A 13,421-nucleotide genomic window follows, 5' to 3' on the forward strand; every position below is an offset into this window, starting at 1 on the left:
AGGCCCTCAGCAAGGAAACCGCCCCATGGCCGTACTGCTCGCCGCCTTCATCACCCTGCTCATGTTGCTCGCAGGCGCAATGGCACAGGCGTCGGAAGGCTTGCGTATCGAAAGCCTGAAGCGTTGCGGTGACCTGCTGGACACCCGGCGCCAAGACTGGTGCCTGACCGTCCGGGGGCTGAGCGCCCAGCCGCCGACACTGAAACTCGGCGACAAGACGATCCCCTCCAGCGCGGTGGTGCGCGAAGCGGATCGGCTACGCCTGCGGCTGGACAGCAGCGAGCGGCAAAGCGGCCCGCTCTGGCTTGAACATGGCACGCGCACCAGCAACGCTGTATGGCTGACACTGCGCAACAGTCACGTACTGGCCGCAGGGCCAGACGAAGTGGCGAGGAACATGGACGGTCTGACTACGTATGTGAACCTGGTGAGTCTGTTGATCGAGGAACGTCATGATGGTCGCCAGGAGGCCGAACGCCTGGCGGGCAAATATGGGGCCAACGTCGTCGGCAGCATTGCGCCGCTGAACCTCTATCAGTTGCGCCTGCCGGCACGCAATCTGGAGCAACGCGATGCCCTGGTTCTACGCCTGAGCAGCGAGGCCAGCGTCGATGCGGTGGTCATCGAAGAGTCGGCGCCGGAACAGGCCGAACAGGAACGCCCCCACACCCCACCCCGGGACTCTGACGAGTGGGCGGCGAACCGCTTCCTGGACGCGGTCGATTTCTACCAGCGACGCCTGCCTGGCAAGCAGGCTGTCATCCAGCCACAGCCGCTGCGCATCGGCCTGATCGAACGCGATGTCGACTTCGACAGCCCGGACTTTGCCGATTACCTGGGTGCGTGTGCCATTCCCCGCGGTGCCTGTACGCCCGCGACGCGGACCAGCCAGACACGCATGGCACCACGGTCGCCGGCATTCTTGCCGCCGGCTGGAACAATGGTGGCAACACCGGCTTCCTGCGCGGCCTGGAACCGGCCAGCGGCGGTTTCGAGGTGATCGTCGAGCGCAACTCCGATGCCGGTATCACGGCCAATATCGCGGCCTCGGTCAACCTCGTCGAGGACGGCGTGCGCGTGCTCAACTGGAGCTGGGGCATCCACCGCGTCGGCACCCGCAACGCCGAGGGTGAAGAAGTCGACTCCTTGTTGCGCTCAGGGCTTGCCATGAGCGGCTACGAGGAATTGCTGGAAGAGTTCTTTCTCTGGCTGCGCAAGTCGCACCCCGATGTGCTGGTGGTGAACTCCGCCGGCAATGGCTCGACCTTTGCCGGCACCGACGATTACCGCCTACCCTCCTCGTTCATCACCGAGCAGTTGCTGGTGGCCGGCGGCCACCAGCGCGCCCAGGGAGGCGAGCGCGCCGTTGACGACCCGGCCTTTGCCGTCAGGCGCAGCAGCTCGAACATGGACATGCGGGTGGACATCACCGCTGCCGCCTGCGCCCACGCCTCGACCCTCGAAGCAGGGCCGCCCGGCGCAGTGCATTGCGGTACCTCCTATGCCACGCCGATGGTCACGGGCCTGGTGGCGGCGATGTTGTCGATCAACCCGAACCTGCAGCCCGAACAGGTACGCATGCTGTTGCGCCGCAGCGCCATGAGCATCGGTGACCAGCATGACTTCGAGCGGATGGATGCCGAGGACCTCACCGCTCCCATCCTGCCGTCGGAACGCAACTATCAGCTCGGTGACAAGGATGTCGGGCGGTCGGCGCGGCTGGACATGCAAAAAGCCCTCGACCTTGCGCTGAAAAGCCTTGAGCGGGTGCGCTGACAGGTTTTCGATGTGAATGCAGGCAGCCTAGGTAACGAGTGGGCCCAAAGCGTGGGGCCCTCTGGCCATGGCCGATACCGGGCTGCCCCACCTTGACCTGGCAACATTTGGACGCAAAATGTTGACGCATTCCTGCGATCGGATAGCTAGAATGACCGCCTGGCGTGTGCTGCGTGCGCCCGGGAGCCTTCCCGAATACGGAGAACATTCATTTGTTTTCCGTGAGATTTGTCCATGTTGCACGCATGCCTCCATTCCCCATGGCCCTTCCTGCCCCGTGTCTTCACGGCGTGGGTTGCCGTGCCGCATTCCCCATCCTTCTTCTCGCCCTTCGCCGCAGTGGCCCGCCCAGTCCGGAGCCAGCGTCCCGCCGTGCCCGTTGTCCGCCACGCCACTGCCATTGCGAGGGTGATGCCATGAACGAGGACCGTTACATGACTGCACCCCTTCCTACCCTCAAGCCGCGCTCCATGCTGCGTCACCTGCTGGCCACCGAAGCGGCCGGCGGCGTCTTGCTGATGTTCACCGCCGCGCTGGCCATCGTCATTGCCAACAGTCCCTGGGCCAGCGCCTACCAGCACCTGCTGCACCTGCCCGTCGGCCCGGTGCTGACCGAGAAACTCGGCCCGATGACCGTGCACATGTGGATCAACGATGGTCTGATGGCGATCTTCTTCCTGCTGGTAGGCCTGGAGATCAAGCGCGAGCTGGTCGACGGCCGCCTGGCCAGCTGGGAGCAGCGCCGCCTGCCGGCACTGCCAGCACTGATGGGCATGGCCGTGCCGGCGCTCATATACCTGGCGGTGGCAGGCGGTGAACCCGGGCTGTCCAACGGCTGGGCGATCCCCGCCGCCACCGACATCGCCTTCGCCGTCGGCGCCCTGGCCCTGCTCGGACGACATGCGCCGCTGTCACTGAAGGTAATGCTGGTGTCGGTGGCGATCATCGACGACATGGGCGCGGTGGCAATCATCGCGGTGTTCTACACCTCGTCGCTGAACCTGCTGGCACTGGCTGGTGCCGCCGGCATCATCGCCATCCTGCTGGCCTGCAACCGCCTGCGCGTGGTCAGCCTGTGGCCCTACCTGATCGGCGTGGCCGCGCTGTGGTACGTGACCCTGCTGTCAGGCGTGCACGCCACCATCGCCGGCGTGGTCGGCGCCCTGTTGATCCCGTACAGCACAGGCAGCAGCGAGGCCCGCGAGGCCAGCCCGCTGCTCAAGCTGGAGCATGGCCTGGCGCCGTGGGTCGGTTTCCTCATCGTGCCGGCTTTCGGCTTTGCCAACGCCGGCGTCTCGTTCGGCGACCTGGGCCTTGACGACATCTTTGCCCCACTGCCGCTGGCCATTGCCCTGGGCCTGCTGCTGGGCAAGCAGCTCGGTGTATTCGGTGGCGTGCTGCTGGCGGTCAAGACCGGCCTGGCCAGCAAACCCCAAGGCGCCAGCTGGCTGCAGATCTACGGCGTGGCGATGCTCTGCGGTATCGGCTTCACCATGAGCCTGTTCATCGGCGAACTGGCGTTCCCGGGCCAGGCCGAGAAGATCGATGCAGCCAAGATCGGCATCTTGCTGGGCTCGTTGCTGTCGGCAGTCATCGCCTGCCTGATCCTGCGATTTGCGCCCAAGCAGGCCGATTGAAGTAGCCACGGCCCGCGCCTGCTCGACAGCTCAGTGGCTGTCGAGCAGGTGCAGAAAGGGGTCGCGGACCTTCATATTGTCACTGTGACCGACGTTGACGTGCACGCCATAGCGCCGAGCAGGCGGTGGACCTGCAATGCCGAAAAGGGTGATATGCCCCAGCATGACATATTATGGCGCGCCTCAGCCGCGCACCACCGATATCCCGCCATCCACCACCATCGCCGACCCGGTCATGAAGCTTGATGCGTCCGAGGCCAGGAACAGTGCCGCCTCGGCGATTTCCTCCGGCCTGGCCAGGCGTTTGAGGGCGTGCAACCCTTCGACATGGGCCTGGGCCTCGGGGCTGCTCATCACACTGCGGCCCATCGGCGTGTCGGTACCGCCCGGCAGCAACGCATTGGCGCGTATCCCGAGGGCACCCTGCTCCGCCGCGATGATCTGGACCAGGCCGACCAGGCCCGCCTTGCTGGCCGCATAAGCAGCCATGCCCGGCATACCCACCGCGTGGCCGACGAAGGTCGAGGTGAAGATCAGCGAGCCACCGCCACGGGCCAGCAGCGCCGGAATCTGCGCCTGGGCGCAGAGGAAAGCGCTGGTCAGGTTGGTGTGCAAGGTATGTTGCCAGGCGTCCAGCGTCAGCTCGGGAACGGCAGCCAGCTCACCGAGGGTGCCTGCATTGTTGAAGGCGATATCGAGGCCACCGAAGCGCGACACTGCCGCGTCCACCAGTTCCCTGGCCAGCGCCGCATCGGTGATGTCACCGGCCACCGTAAAGACCCGGCCGTGTCCGCCTGCCGTGATGTCCGCCGCCAACTGCTCGAGCTCAGCCTGACGCCGCGCTGTGAGCACCAGATTGGCGCCGTGCCGGGCGAACAGTTTCGCCGCCGCACGGCCGATGCCAGAGCTGGCACCGGTGATGATTGCCACTTTGCCTGCCAGTTGCATGATCTGTACCTCGTCCTGAAGGTGATTTGCAGGGTGCGCGGGTACTATCGGGTGCGGTACGGGGGGATGCTCTCCGTTTCTTGCGCACTCTGGCGCCATTGCTTATTTGCCTTGGACATTGGCATCCCAGCCCGGGTCGAGCACACACAGTGCCCCACGTGCAAAACCTGCACGGCCTCACCTTTCCATCACGCATGCCCGTGCATGGCCACATTCGCGCTCAAGTCGCGACAACTTCTTTGGTGCACTGCCTTGTTCAGTTGCGTGAAACTTCCAAGGCATTGACCAGCAGCATGCCAGCAAGCATCGCTGCCACGAACAGCCAGGCCTGCCAATACCCACCCACCAGCAGCACCAACGCAGGACCAGGGCAAATGCCGGCAAGCCCCCAGCCGGCCCCGAAGACCAGACTGCCGCCGACCAGCCGATGATCGACGTCATGCCGCGTTGGCATCTGCATCCGTCCTCCCAGCAACGCCACGGCTTGCCGCCGTGCCCACGTCATGGGCAGCAACGCCATGCCGATGGCGCCGACCATCACCAGTGCCAGCGATGGATCCCACTGCCCAGCAAGGTCGAGAAAGCCAAGGACCTTGGCAGGGTTCGCCATCCCCGACACCAACAGCCCCATGCCGAACAGGGCCCCGGCGAGGAAACCAATGAATCGCTGCATGTTAAGCACCTGCCAGGACATGACGAAGGAGAAAGACAGTGGCAAATCCGGCGCTCATGAAACACAGCGTTGCCACCGCAGAGCGTGGCGATAACCGAGCCAGCCCACACACGCCATGGCCGCTGGTGCAGCCTGCGCCATAGCGTGTGCCGATACCCACAAGCAACCCGGCCACCATTAGCGCCCAGGGCGAGGCGGTGAAATGCACAGGTGGCATCGTCGTAAACACCTGCCACAGCAGCGGCGCGACGAAGATCCCCAGCAAGAACGACGCTTTCTCGCCCCGCCCTTCTGCGCCACGCTGCAACAACGACCCGATCAGGCCACTGATACCGGCAATGCGCCCATTGGCCACGGCAAACAGCCCCGCGGCCAAACCGATCATGGCGCCGCCTGCCAAGGACGACCAAGGGGTAAAATCGTTCATGCTCAACTCCTCAAGGAATGCGACGTGCGCGACTCGGGCTCTAGCTCAAGGCAGGCGCCTCAACCTGGCAGCCCAGGAACCTGCGCTCATGCCAGGCAGGATCAAGCTGAGCAGTACGCAAGCGATCGCGTGGACGATAATCGTGCCACGTTGCTGCAAAGGCAAATCCAGAATCCCCCGTGGCGAGCTTTCCGGGTTGCCCGGCGTAGAGCCTCTTTGGTGGTCTGCCCGACCCGGAGTATTGGAAGCGGCGCCGCCAGCGGCCTGACATTTGTCAACGGTGCAGCGTCGATTCGCCGGGTTTGACCTTTATCAATCGCCTCGCCTGCTGCAGGGATAGAAACAAGCAGCAGGACACTGTTGCGCGCGAGCGCATCATGGCCGGGGGCAGAAACAGCGCCGAGGCGGCTTGACGTTGCTGCTGCAGATCCTTCACCCCACCGGCGACAAGTTGACCATCAGCATGCAGTGTCCCTGCAGCCCCGACCCGAGTAACGACGATGCTCACTGTCACGCTGATCAACATGCTGATCGTGATCCTGGTGGTCGTCATTCACTACGAATGCCTGCTGCGCTTGAATGACTGGCTACCGCGCCTGAGGCTGTGGAGTCGGTTCCGTATCGTCGCGGGGGTGTTCGGCGCGTTGTTGGCACATGCCGTGGAGGTCTGGTGCTTTGCCCTGGCCTATTACCTGATGTCCCATGCCGAGGGCTGGGGAACGCTCAGCGGTAGTTTCGACGGGAGCTTCCTGGACTGCGTTTATTTTTCCTTCACCACCTACACCACCATTGGCTTCGGCGACATCGCGCCCACCGGTCACCTGAAATACCTCACTGGCCTACAGGCACTGACAGGCCTGGTGCTGATCACCTGGACCGCCTCGTTCCTGTTTCTGGAAATGCAGAAGTACTGGAAAGCCAAATGAATCCCAGCGCGAAACGCCCAGTTGCCTGGCCAGCCATCTCACCTGCTGCTGGCGGGCAGCGGCGTGATCAAGGGTGTTGTCGTGCACGACCTTGACAACGGTCAAGCCTGCTTCAGGTCCACAGCCGACGCTTACCTTCCCTAGTTCAATCACTGCCGAGGATATTGCCATGCCCCCCGCCGAGACTTCACGTCAACCCTCCAAATCCATCTTTCCGACACCTGCCGGCGAGCATTGGGTCGAAGCCCTGGACAACGGCACCCACGTGCTGGTCCGGCCGCTGCAAGCCAAGGACCGGACACGCGAAAAGGCCTTCATCGAACGCTTGTCGCCCGAATCGCGGCACTTTCGCTTCCTCTGCCAGGTCAAGGAACCCAGTGACGCCCTGCTCGACCAGTTGATGAAGGTCGACGAGGACCGCCAAGCTGCTTACGTCGCCCTGGCCCACGTCGAGGGTGAATTGCAGGAAGTGGGCATTACGCGCTATGCCGCCGGTGCCGACAAGGCTGAGTGCGAGTGCGCGGTGACGGTACTCGACAGTTGGCAACATCATGGGCTAGGCCGAATCCTGCTCAGCCACCTGATCGATCACGCCAAGGCTCAGGGCTTTCGGCAGATGTACTCGATTGACTCGGCTGCCAACCAGCCAATGCGCGACCTGGCCAAGGCAGCAGGCTTCACCACGGCCGCGGACCCGGATGACCCGAGCCAGGTCATCCATCGCCTCACCCTCTGAGCCGCGCCAGGCCCAAGGCGTGGCCGCACATGGCAATCTCCCGTGCCATGTGCGGCCCCCTTCATTCATTGAGCGTCCAGGCAACAGCACTCACTTTGTGGTCAAGGCGTGTTCAAATTGCCTGTCTCGGGTAGCAGGTCGAACCGCGCGAGGCAACGCTGCTCGTCGGCGGCGGTCAGCGCCCGCAGGCCACTCACCTGCTGCATCGGTGTCCCGAACAACGCCAGGCGGATCACCCCATTGCGCTCCAGGAAGGTTTGCGCCAGGCAGGCACACACGGGCTTGCCAACCAACGCCGCAAGCCGCGCCTCTTCGGGTACCTGCACCTGTGCCTGCAGGTTCGCCGAGCAGTTTCCCACGATCTGCGCCACGGCGCGCCCAGCCTGCCATACCGTGGCACTGCCCAGAACCGCCAGGAGCAACAGCATGACCATCAGCGTGTTGGATTCCCGGGTGATCGCGCGCAGCAACGCCAGTCTGGCCTGCCCGCCCGTCTCCCGGCTGTTGAAGATCGCTTTGCCGACCGTACGGCGCACTCCGCGCTGCACGACCCAGCCCAGCAACGCGCACAATGCCAGCAGGCTCAGGAGCACGGCCGGATCACGCATCGGCATGCGCCAGCTGGGGCTCACGGCGCGGTAGACAGAGGCTGCCATGAGCAACGCGGCGATGGCCACGATCCAGCCAAGGCTGCCCCTGGGCCGATGCATCCAGGCCCTTAGTTTCGCTCGCGCTTTCGTGTTCATGACTACCTCCCGCGCCGTGCTCAGCGCACAGGGTCGATGGCAACGGTTTCCTGATAGTCCGGTACACACACCTGCCAGCCCAGCTCCAGGCTGATCCGCCGGCGCAAGGTGTCGGCGGCGTGTGGTTCGCCATGGATGACATAGGTCTGCCGCGGTGGCCGGCTGAAGCCGCGCAGCCACTCCATGATCTCGTCGGCGTCAGCGTGAGCGGACAGGTTTTCCAAGGTGTGCACCTGCGCCCGGATGGGCACGTCTTCGCCCTGCAAACGCACGCTGGGGGCGCCCGCGACGATATCCGCGCCACGCGTGCCTCCGGCCTGGAAGCCGGAGAACAGGATGCTGTTGCGCGGGTTGGGAGCCAGTGCCTTCAGGTGGTGCAGCACCCGGCCACCGGTGGCCATGCCACTGGCGGCAATGATCACTGCCGGCTCGCGCAACTGGTCCAGGTGGCGGGACTCATCGACCGAGTGGATGATCCGTGTGCCCTGGCACATCGCGGCGCATTCCTGCGCCGACAGTCGGTGTTCATTTCGGAACTGCTGATAAAGGGCGGTCGCATCGGTGGCCATCGGGCTGTTCAGGTAAACCGGAATATCCGGGATCAGCCCATCACGCTTGAGTTTGTGGAGGTAATACATCAGCAATTGGGCGCGTCCCACCGCGAATGAAGGCACCAGGACGATGCCATGACGCAGGAGTGTCTGGTTGATGACCTGGGCCAGAGATCGCTCGGTCGATTCTGCCGGGTGGTGGCGATCACCGTAGGTGGACTCCACCAACAGCACATCTGCCGTGCGGATCAGCTCCGGCGCCCGCATGATCGGGTCTTGCGGCCTGCCAAGGTCACCCGAGAAGACCAAGGTCTGCCCTTCGGCACTGATCTGCACCGTCGCAGCGCCCAGGATATGGCCAGCCGTACGCAACAGCAGGTCCATGCCCTCCGCGATCGGCGTTGCCTGGTGCAGTCCCACCGGCCGCAACATCGCCAATACCCGCTTCGCATCCTCCTCGGTATAAAGTGGCCGCGCCGGCGTGTGTTTGGAGTAGCCGTGGCGATTGGCATGTTCGGCCTGTTCTTCTTGCAGTCGCGCGCTGTCGAGAAGAAGCACTTCAGCCAGGGCGCAGGTTGCCGGGGTGGCATAGATCGGGCCGTGGTAACCCTCCCTGGCCAGCACTGGCAGGTAGCCGCTATGGTCGAGATGGGCGTGGGTCAGCACGATCGCATCGAGCGCCCGTAGTGCCAGCGGCAAAGGCTCCCAGTTGCGCAGGCGCAACTGCTTGTAGCCCTGGAACAATCCGCAGTCGACCAGGATCCGCGTGCGGTCGCGGGTCAACAGGAATTTGCTGCCGGTCACCGTCCCGGTGCCGCCGAGAAAGGTCAGTTGCATGGCCAAGGCTCCAGGGGTTCGAACACGTGAGGGTGAACCGCGAGTACGCTGCACGGCGGGTGGCCGACGATGCGTTCAGTGGTGTCACCCAACAGCTTATCCATCCCTTTGGGCTGCACCACACCCATCACCACGGCGTCGACTTCCAGGGCGGCGACCTGTTCGCAGATCACTTGCACCGGGCCGCCCTGCATGAAGTGGCGGCAGTCATGCGCCACGCCTTCGGCTTCAGCCAAGGCGTTGAAGGGTTCCTGAAGCGCCTGGCGCATCTCTTCAATCCATGCCTGGGTGACGCTCATGTCCGCAGCGAATACCCCGCCCAGGTTGTAGGCCGACAACAGATGCAGAGCGGCACCGCACTGCAGTGCCAGAGCCTGGGCGACGCGAATGAGACCTTGGTTGAACTGCTGCTGGGCTGTCGGGGTCTCGCTGAAGCTGGTATCCACGGCGACCATGACGCGCCGGGGTAATGAAACAGCTGCCCTCGGCACGAACAGGGTGAGCCCCTGGAAACCACGCATCAGCGCACAGTCCAGCGGGGTGCCGAACAACCGCGCCAGGGTCGAGGCGCAGTCGCTGTCCTTGATGACCAGGTCCGGCTGCAATTCGCTGATGTAGTCGATGGCGTCGCTGCGGATATCGTCGACGGCGAGGCTGTCGACCGTCAGCACCACACCGTGGCCGCGGTGCCGTTCGACCAGGACCCGCAGTTGCTCACGATAGTGATCGTACTGGCGCTTGATATCGGCTTCGTTCAGGCGCTCTTCGCGCAGCAGAGGTTCCTCACGCGGTTCGAACAACCCCAGCACATGCACGCTGGCGCCGCTGACATGCGCCAGCGCCAGCCCCCTTCGCAACGCGGCGGAATGCGGGTCGACTTCACCAAGCAACACCAGCATTTGTCGATATTGACCCATGGCGGACCTCCGGGCTTGCGCGGCAGGGATGTGATGCTAAGGATTGTCCGGGCGCGCCCGCGCTGGCGTTTGATGCAGATCAGAAAAGGGGCCGTGTCCCGAACTTGACGATTGTCAGAACCGCCGCGGCGAGCCACGTTACAACGCTTTTCAGGTATCTATCCGAGTAACGGGAGGCACGATGAACACGCAGCGGTCCAAGCAGCCGGCCCCCAGTGAGCACTGGGTCGAGAAGCTCGATGACGGCACGCCTGTGCTGATCCGCCCGCTGCGCCAGGAGGACCATGAGCGGAACCGACGCTTTCTCAGCTCGATCGCCCACCAGGCTCGGCGCTTGCGCTTGACCGCTGGGCTCAGCGGCGGCTTGCCCAGCCTGCCCCCGCAAGCGATGCCGGTCGACGACTTCCAGCGCAGAGCCTATGTCGCACTGGCACATGTCGACGGCTGCTTGCAGCAGATTGGCATCAGCCGTTACGCCGGCCTACCTGACAGCCCGCGCTGCGAGTGTGCGATAGCGGTGCGTGAGGAGTGGCAGCGTAAAGGCTTGGGTACGCGTCTGCTGCGGCACCTGGTCGACGCGGCGCGGCGCAGTGGCTATGAGTGGATGATTTCCAGGGACCTGTCGACTAACTACGCCATGCACCGGATGACCAAGGCGCTGGGATTCAGCTCACGCTACCTGGGCGGCGACGTCAGCGAGATCCTCCACGAGCTTGACCTGCGAGCCTGAAAACAAGGCCCTTGCGGGCCTTGTGCGCTACCCTTGGGAACGCTCGGGGGAGATCACCAGCACACTGCTGGACAAACGATGCAACATCCGCTCGGCAGTACTGCCGATGAACCAGCCGATGCCATGGTGGTGATAACTACCCATCACCAGCAGGTCGATATCATTGTTGTCCATGAACAGGGCCAGGACCTTGGCCGGGTCGCCGATGCGCATGTGGCGGTGCTCGACGGCAATGCCATTGCGCTCGGCAAGGGCCTTGAAGGCATCGCTCTGAGCTTCATGCAGCGTCTGAGCGAGGTTGGAATCGAACAGGAACGCGTGTTCCCGGTTACCGCTGGCGTCCAGGTACATCGAACCCAGGTCGTAGGCATACAGCAATTCGATCTGCGCGTTGCACTGCAAAGCCAGTTTCAACGCCTCGCTGATGATCTGGTCATTGAAGCCTTCGAACTGGTCTTCGGGCCTGGACAGGTCCACGGCCGCCAGGATCCTGCGCGGCAACGCATGGCTGGCCTGGTGCACCAGGTGCAAAGGAATGCGGGTTTCGCGCAGCAGCTGGATATCCAGGGAAGTGAACATGGCACGCGCCCACCATGGCTCATGCTCGAATGCCTTGATCAGCATGGCAAAGCGCTGCTCTCGCAGGTGCACCAGGATCTCGTTCAAGGGGTGCTGCACCCACACCACCTCGGTGGTGACTGTGACACCGTTGCGCCGAATCGGCAGCGCCTGGGTCTCCAACCACTCGCGGTGTTGCTGTACATAGCCTTCGCGCATCACTGCAAGAGCCTGTTGGTTGACCAGCCCTGCCGTGGCAAGCCCCTCCACGTAGTCGAAAGCCACGATGTGCAGTGCCATGCCCTTGGCCTTGGCCAAGGCTGCGGCTCGGTCGTAGACAGGGGTTCGGCGCATCAGGGGGGATGCGATCAACAGCAGTCTTTGCGGGGTTTCCATGGCACACCTCTGCGGTTGCGATATATACCCGAAGCATCCTGTAGCCCTGCTCTACAGGCTTGATGTTTGTCAACTGACGCCCCTCGGACCGACGGCATGTCTCGCAGCACACAACCTTGACGAGGATCAATGTTTCGCCGATTGCCGGGCGCACGCTACTCCCCTAGCCACAACAACCACCACCCCGGAGGCGTGCCATGGCCCTCATGAAAGCAGCGGTGTTTGTCGAAAAGAACCGTATCGTGGTGGAGGAAAAGCCCATACCCGACATCGGCCCGCTGGACGCCTTGTTACGCATCACTACCACCACCATCTGCGGCACAGACGTGCATATCCTGCGCGGTGAATACCCGGTGGCCAAGGGGCTCATCGTCGGCCATGAGCCAGTCGGCGTGATCGAGAAACTCGGCGCTCAGGTGCAAGGTTTGCATGAGGGCCAGCGCGTCATTGCCGGCGCCATCACCCCCAGTGGCCATAGCAACGCCTGCCTGTGTGGGTGCAGCGCCCAAGACGGCGTTGGCACCGCGCATGGCTTCAAGGCCATTGGCGGCTGGAAGTTCGGCAACATCATCGATGGCTGCCAGGCCGAATACGTGCGAGTACCGGATGCCATGGTCAACCTCTCGCCGATTCCCGATCAGTTGAGCGACGAGCAGGTACTGATGTGCCCGGATATCATGTCTACCGGCTTTTCAGGGGCCGAACGCGGGGGCGTCATCCTGGGCGACACAGTAGCCGTGTTCGCTCTGGGGCCGATCGGCTTGTGCGCGGTCGCTGGGGCCCGGCTGCTCGGCGCGTCCACCATCATTGGTGTCGATGCCGTGGCCGAGCGGGTCAGTGTCGCTCGCCGCATGGGTGCCGACCACATCGTCGATTTCACGCAGGGCAATGTGGTCGAGCAGATCATGGCGCTCACCGCCGGGCGCGGGGTGGACGTGGCGATAGAGGCGCTGGGCACGCAAGCCACGTTCGAGGCTGCGCTGCGGGTGCTGCGGCCGGGCGGCACCTTGTCCAGCCTCGGCGTGTACAGCGCCGACCTGCACATCCCACTGGGCCCGTATGCCGCTGGTCTGGGTGACTACCGCATCATCACCAGCCTGTGCCCTGGTGGCAAGGAACGCATGCGTCGGTTGATGCAAGTTGTAGCCAGTGGCCGGGTCGATGTTTCGCCGCTGGTCACGCACCGCATGCGCCTTGATGACATCGAGGCCGCGTATGAACTGTTCGCCCACCAGCGCAATGGCGTGATGAAAGTGGCAATAACGCCTTGACCCAAGTGCTATGCAGGCACGGAGGCCTTTAGTCCCGCAGTTGTCTTGCCCATGCAGGCTCTGGAGGCCCCATGAATGTCTACGTCGAGAACCACACCGAACACAACCGCTGCTGGGTTCGCATGGACGACTGGCGAGTGAGTTTCAACACGGCCGTTGAAGCCCAACAGTTTGTAGCGCGGCTCAACGCCCGCCTCAACGCGCCCCATTCGCTGGACATGCTGGCGGGTTGGTCGCCCCGTCCAGGCGTGACGGCTCGGGCGGATGTGCCTTGCACGAGGGAGGCCTGAAC

14 protein-coding genes and 1 pseudogene are annotated in these 13,421 nt (G+C 63.7%); 7 read left to right on the forward strand and 8 right to left on the reverse strand.

Annotated features, from left to right (window positions below; all coding sequences use genetic code 11):
* Nucleotides 1–25: 25 nt before the first annotated feature.
* Both LU688_RS17390 and nhaA read left to right on the forward strand, forming a co-directional pair.
* A pseudogene (locus LU688_RS17390) lies at nucleotides 26–1,776 on the forward strand (S8/S53 family peptidase).
* 434 nt (nucleotides 1,777–2,210) lie between these two features.
* Nucleotides 2,211–3,413 (forward strand): Na+/H+ antiporter NhaA, encoded by a 1,203-nt coding sequence (gene nhaA, locus LU688_RS17395; RefSeq protein WP_038707571.1) that lies wholly within the window; start codon nucleotides 2,211–2,213, stop codon nucleotides 3,411–3,413.
* A 183-nt stretch (nucleotides 3,414–3,596) separates the two neighbouring features.
* Here nhaA and LU688_RS17400 read toward each other — a convergent pair whose 3' ends face one another.
* The 4 genes from LU688_RS17400 to LU688_RS17415 all read right to left on the reverse strand — a co-directional run bounded on the left by LU688_RS17400 (nucleotide 3,597) and on the right by LU688_RS17415 (nucleotide 5,987).
* Entirely contained in the window at nucleotides 3,597–4,361 is a 765-nt protein-coding gene (locus LU688_RS17400; protein ID WP_160291389.1) for an SDR family oxidoreductase, read from the reverse strand.
* Between the two features lie 256 nt (nucleotides 4,362–4,617).
* Entirely contained in the window at nucleotides 4,618–5,034 is a 417-nt protein-coding gene (locus tag LU688_RS17405) for a DUF6691 family protein (protein WP_094011382.1), read from the reverse strand.
* 1 nt (nucleotide 5,035) lies between these two features.
* A complete protein-coding gene (locus tag LU688_RS17410; RefSeq protein WP_023629269.1) occupies nucleotides 5,036–5,461 on the reverse strand; it encodes a YeeE/YedE family protein in 426 nt (141 codons plus the stop codon).
* A 274-nt stretch (nucleotides 5,462–5,735) separates the two neighbouring features.
* Nucleotides 5,736–5,987: a hypothetical protein gene (locus LU688_RS17415; RefSeq protein WP_123902482.1), complete on the reverse strand. Its 252-nt coding sequence runs from the start codon at nucleotides 5,985–5,987 to the stop codon at nucleotides 5,736–5,738.
* Here LU688_RS17415 and LU688_RS17420 point away from each other — a divergent pair.
* Entirely contained in the window at nucleotides 5,962–6,387 is a 426-nt protein-coding gene (locus tag LU688_RS17420) for a potassium channel family protein (RefSeq protein WP_023629268.1), read from the forward strand. The two genes, LU688_RS17415 and LU688_RS17420, sit on opposite strands and share 26 nt — an antisense overlap.
* Before the next feature lie 169 nt (nucleotides 6,388–6,556).
* Nucleotides 6,557–7,123 (forward strand): GNAT family N-acetyltransferase, encoded by a 567-nt coding sequence (locus LU688_RS17425; protein WP_023629267.1) that lies wholly within the window; start codon nucleotides 6,557–6,559, stop codon nucleotides 7,121–7,123.
* A gap of 101 nt (nucleotides 7,124–7,224) precedes the next feature.
* Here LU688_RS17425 and LU688_RS17430 read toward each other — a convergent pair whose 3' ends face one another.
* The 3 genes from LU688_RS17430 to LU688_RS17440 are packed head-to-tail and all read right to left on the reverse strand — an operon-like array spanning nucleotide 7,225 to nucleotide 10,174.
* A complete protein-coding gene (locus LU688_RS17430; protein WP_232888057.1) occupies nucleotides 7,225–7,869 on the reverse strand; it encodes a hypothetical protein in 645 nt (214 codons plus the stop codon).
* A gap of 20 nt (nucleotides 7,870–7,889) precedes the next feature.
* Entirely contained in the window at nucleotides 7,890–9,257 is a 1,368-nt protein-coding gene (locus LU688_RS17435) for an MBL fold metallo-hydrolase RNA specificity domain-containing protein (protein ID WP_094011381.1), read from the reverse strand.
* The gene (locus tag LU688_RS17440; RefSeq protein ID WP_094011380.1) at nucleotides 9,248–10,174 is read right to left on the reverse strand and encodes a universal stress protein; all 927 of its coding nucleotides are present in this window, start codon (nucleotides 10,172–10,174) and stop codon (nucleotides 9,248–9,250) included. The genes LU688_RS17435 and LU688_RS17440 overlap by 10 nt, the downstream gene beginning before the upstream one ends.
* Before the next feature lie 181 nt (nucleotides 10,175–10,355).
* Between LU688_RS17440 and LU688_RS17445 the strand changes: the two genes are divergently transcribed.
* Nucleotides 10,356–10,904, forward strand: a complete 549-nt coding sequence (locus LU688_RS17445; RefSeq protein ID WP_094011379.1) for a GNAT family N-acetyltransferase — start codon at nucleotides 10,356–10,358, stop codon at nucleotides 10,902–10,904.
* Between the two features lie 27 nt (nucleotides 10,905–10,931).
* On the opposite strand, the gene LU688_RS17450 is transcribed toward LU688_RS17445, so the two are convergent.
* The gene (locus tag LU688_RS17450) at nucleotides 10,932–11,858 is read right to left on the reverse strand and encodes a universal stress protein (protein WP_232888056.1); all 927 of its coding nucleotides are present in this window, start codon (nucleotides 11,856–11,858) and stop codon (nucleotides 10,932–10,934) included.
* Between the two features lie 197 nt (nucleotides 11,859–12,055).
* On the opposite strand from LU688_RS17450, the gene LU688_RS17455 reads away from it, so the two are divergent.
* The gene (locus tag LU688_RS17455; RefSeq protein ID WP_094011378.1) at nucleotides 12,056–13,129 is read left to right on the forward strand and encodes an NAD(P)-dependent alcohol dehydrogenase; all 1,074 of its coding nucleotides are present in this window, start codon (nucleotides 12,056–12,058) and stop codon (nucleotides 13,127–13,129) included.
* A 71-nt stretch (nucleotides 13,130–13,200) separates the two neighbouring features.
* Entirely contained in the window at nucleotides 13,201–13,419 is a 219-nt protein-coding gene (locus LU688_RS17460) for a hypothetical protein (RefSeq protein ID WP_094011377.1), read from the forward strand.
* Nucleotides 13,420–13,421: the final 2 nt, after the last annotated feature.

The organism is Pseudomonas soli (assembly GCF_021283165.2).
Classification (GTDB): Bacteria; Pseudomonadota; Gammaproteobacteria; order Pseudomonadales; family Pseudomonadaceae; genus Aquipseudomonas; species Aquipseudomonas soli.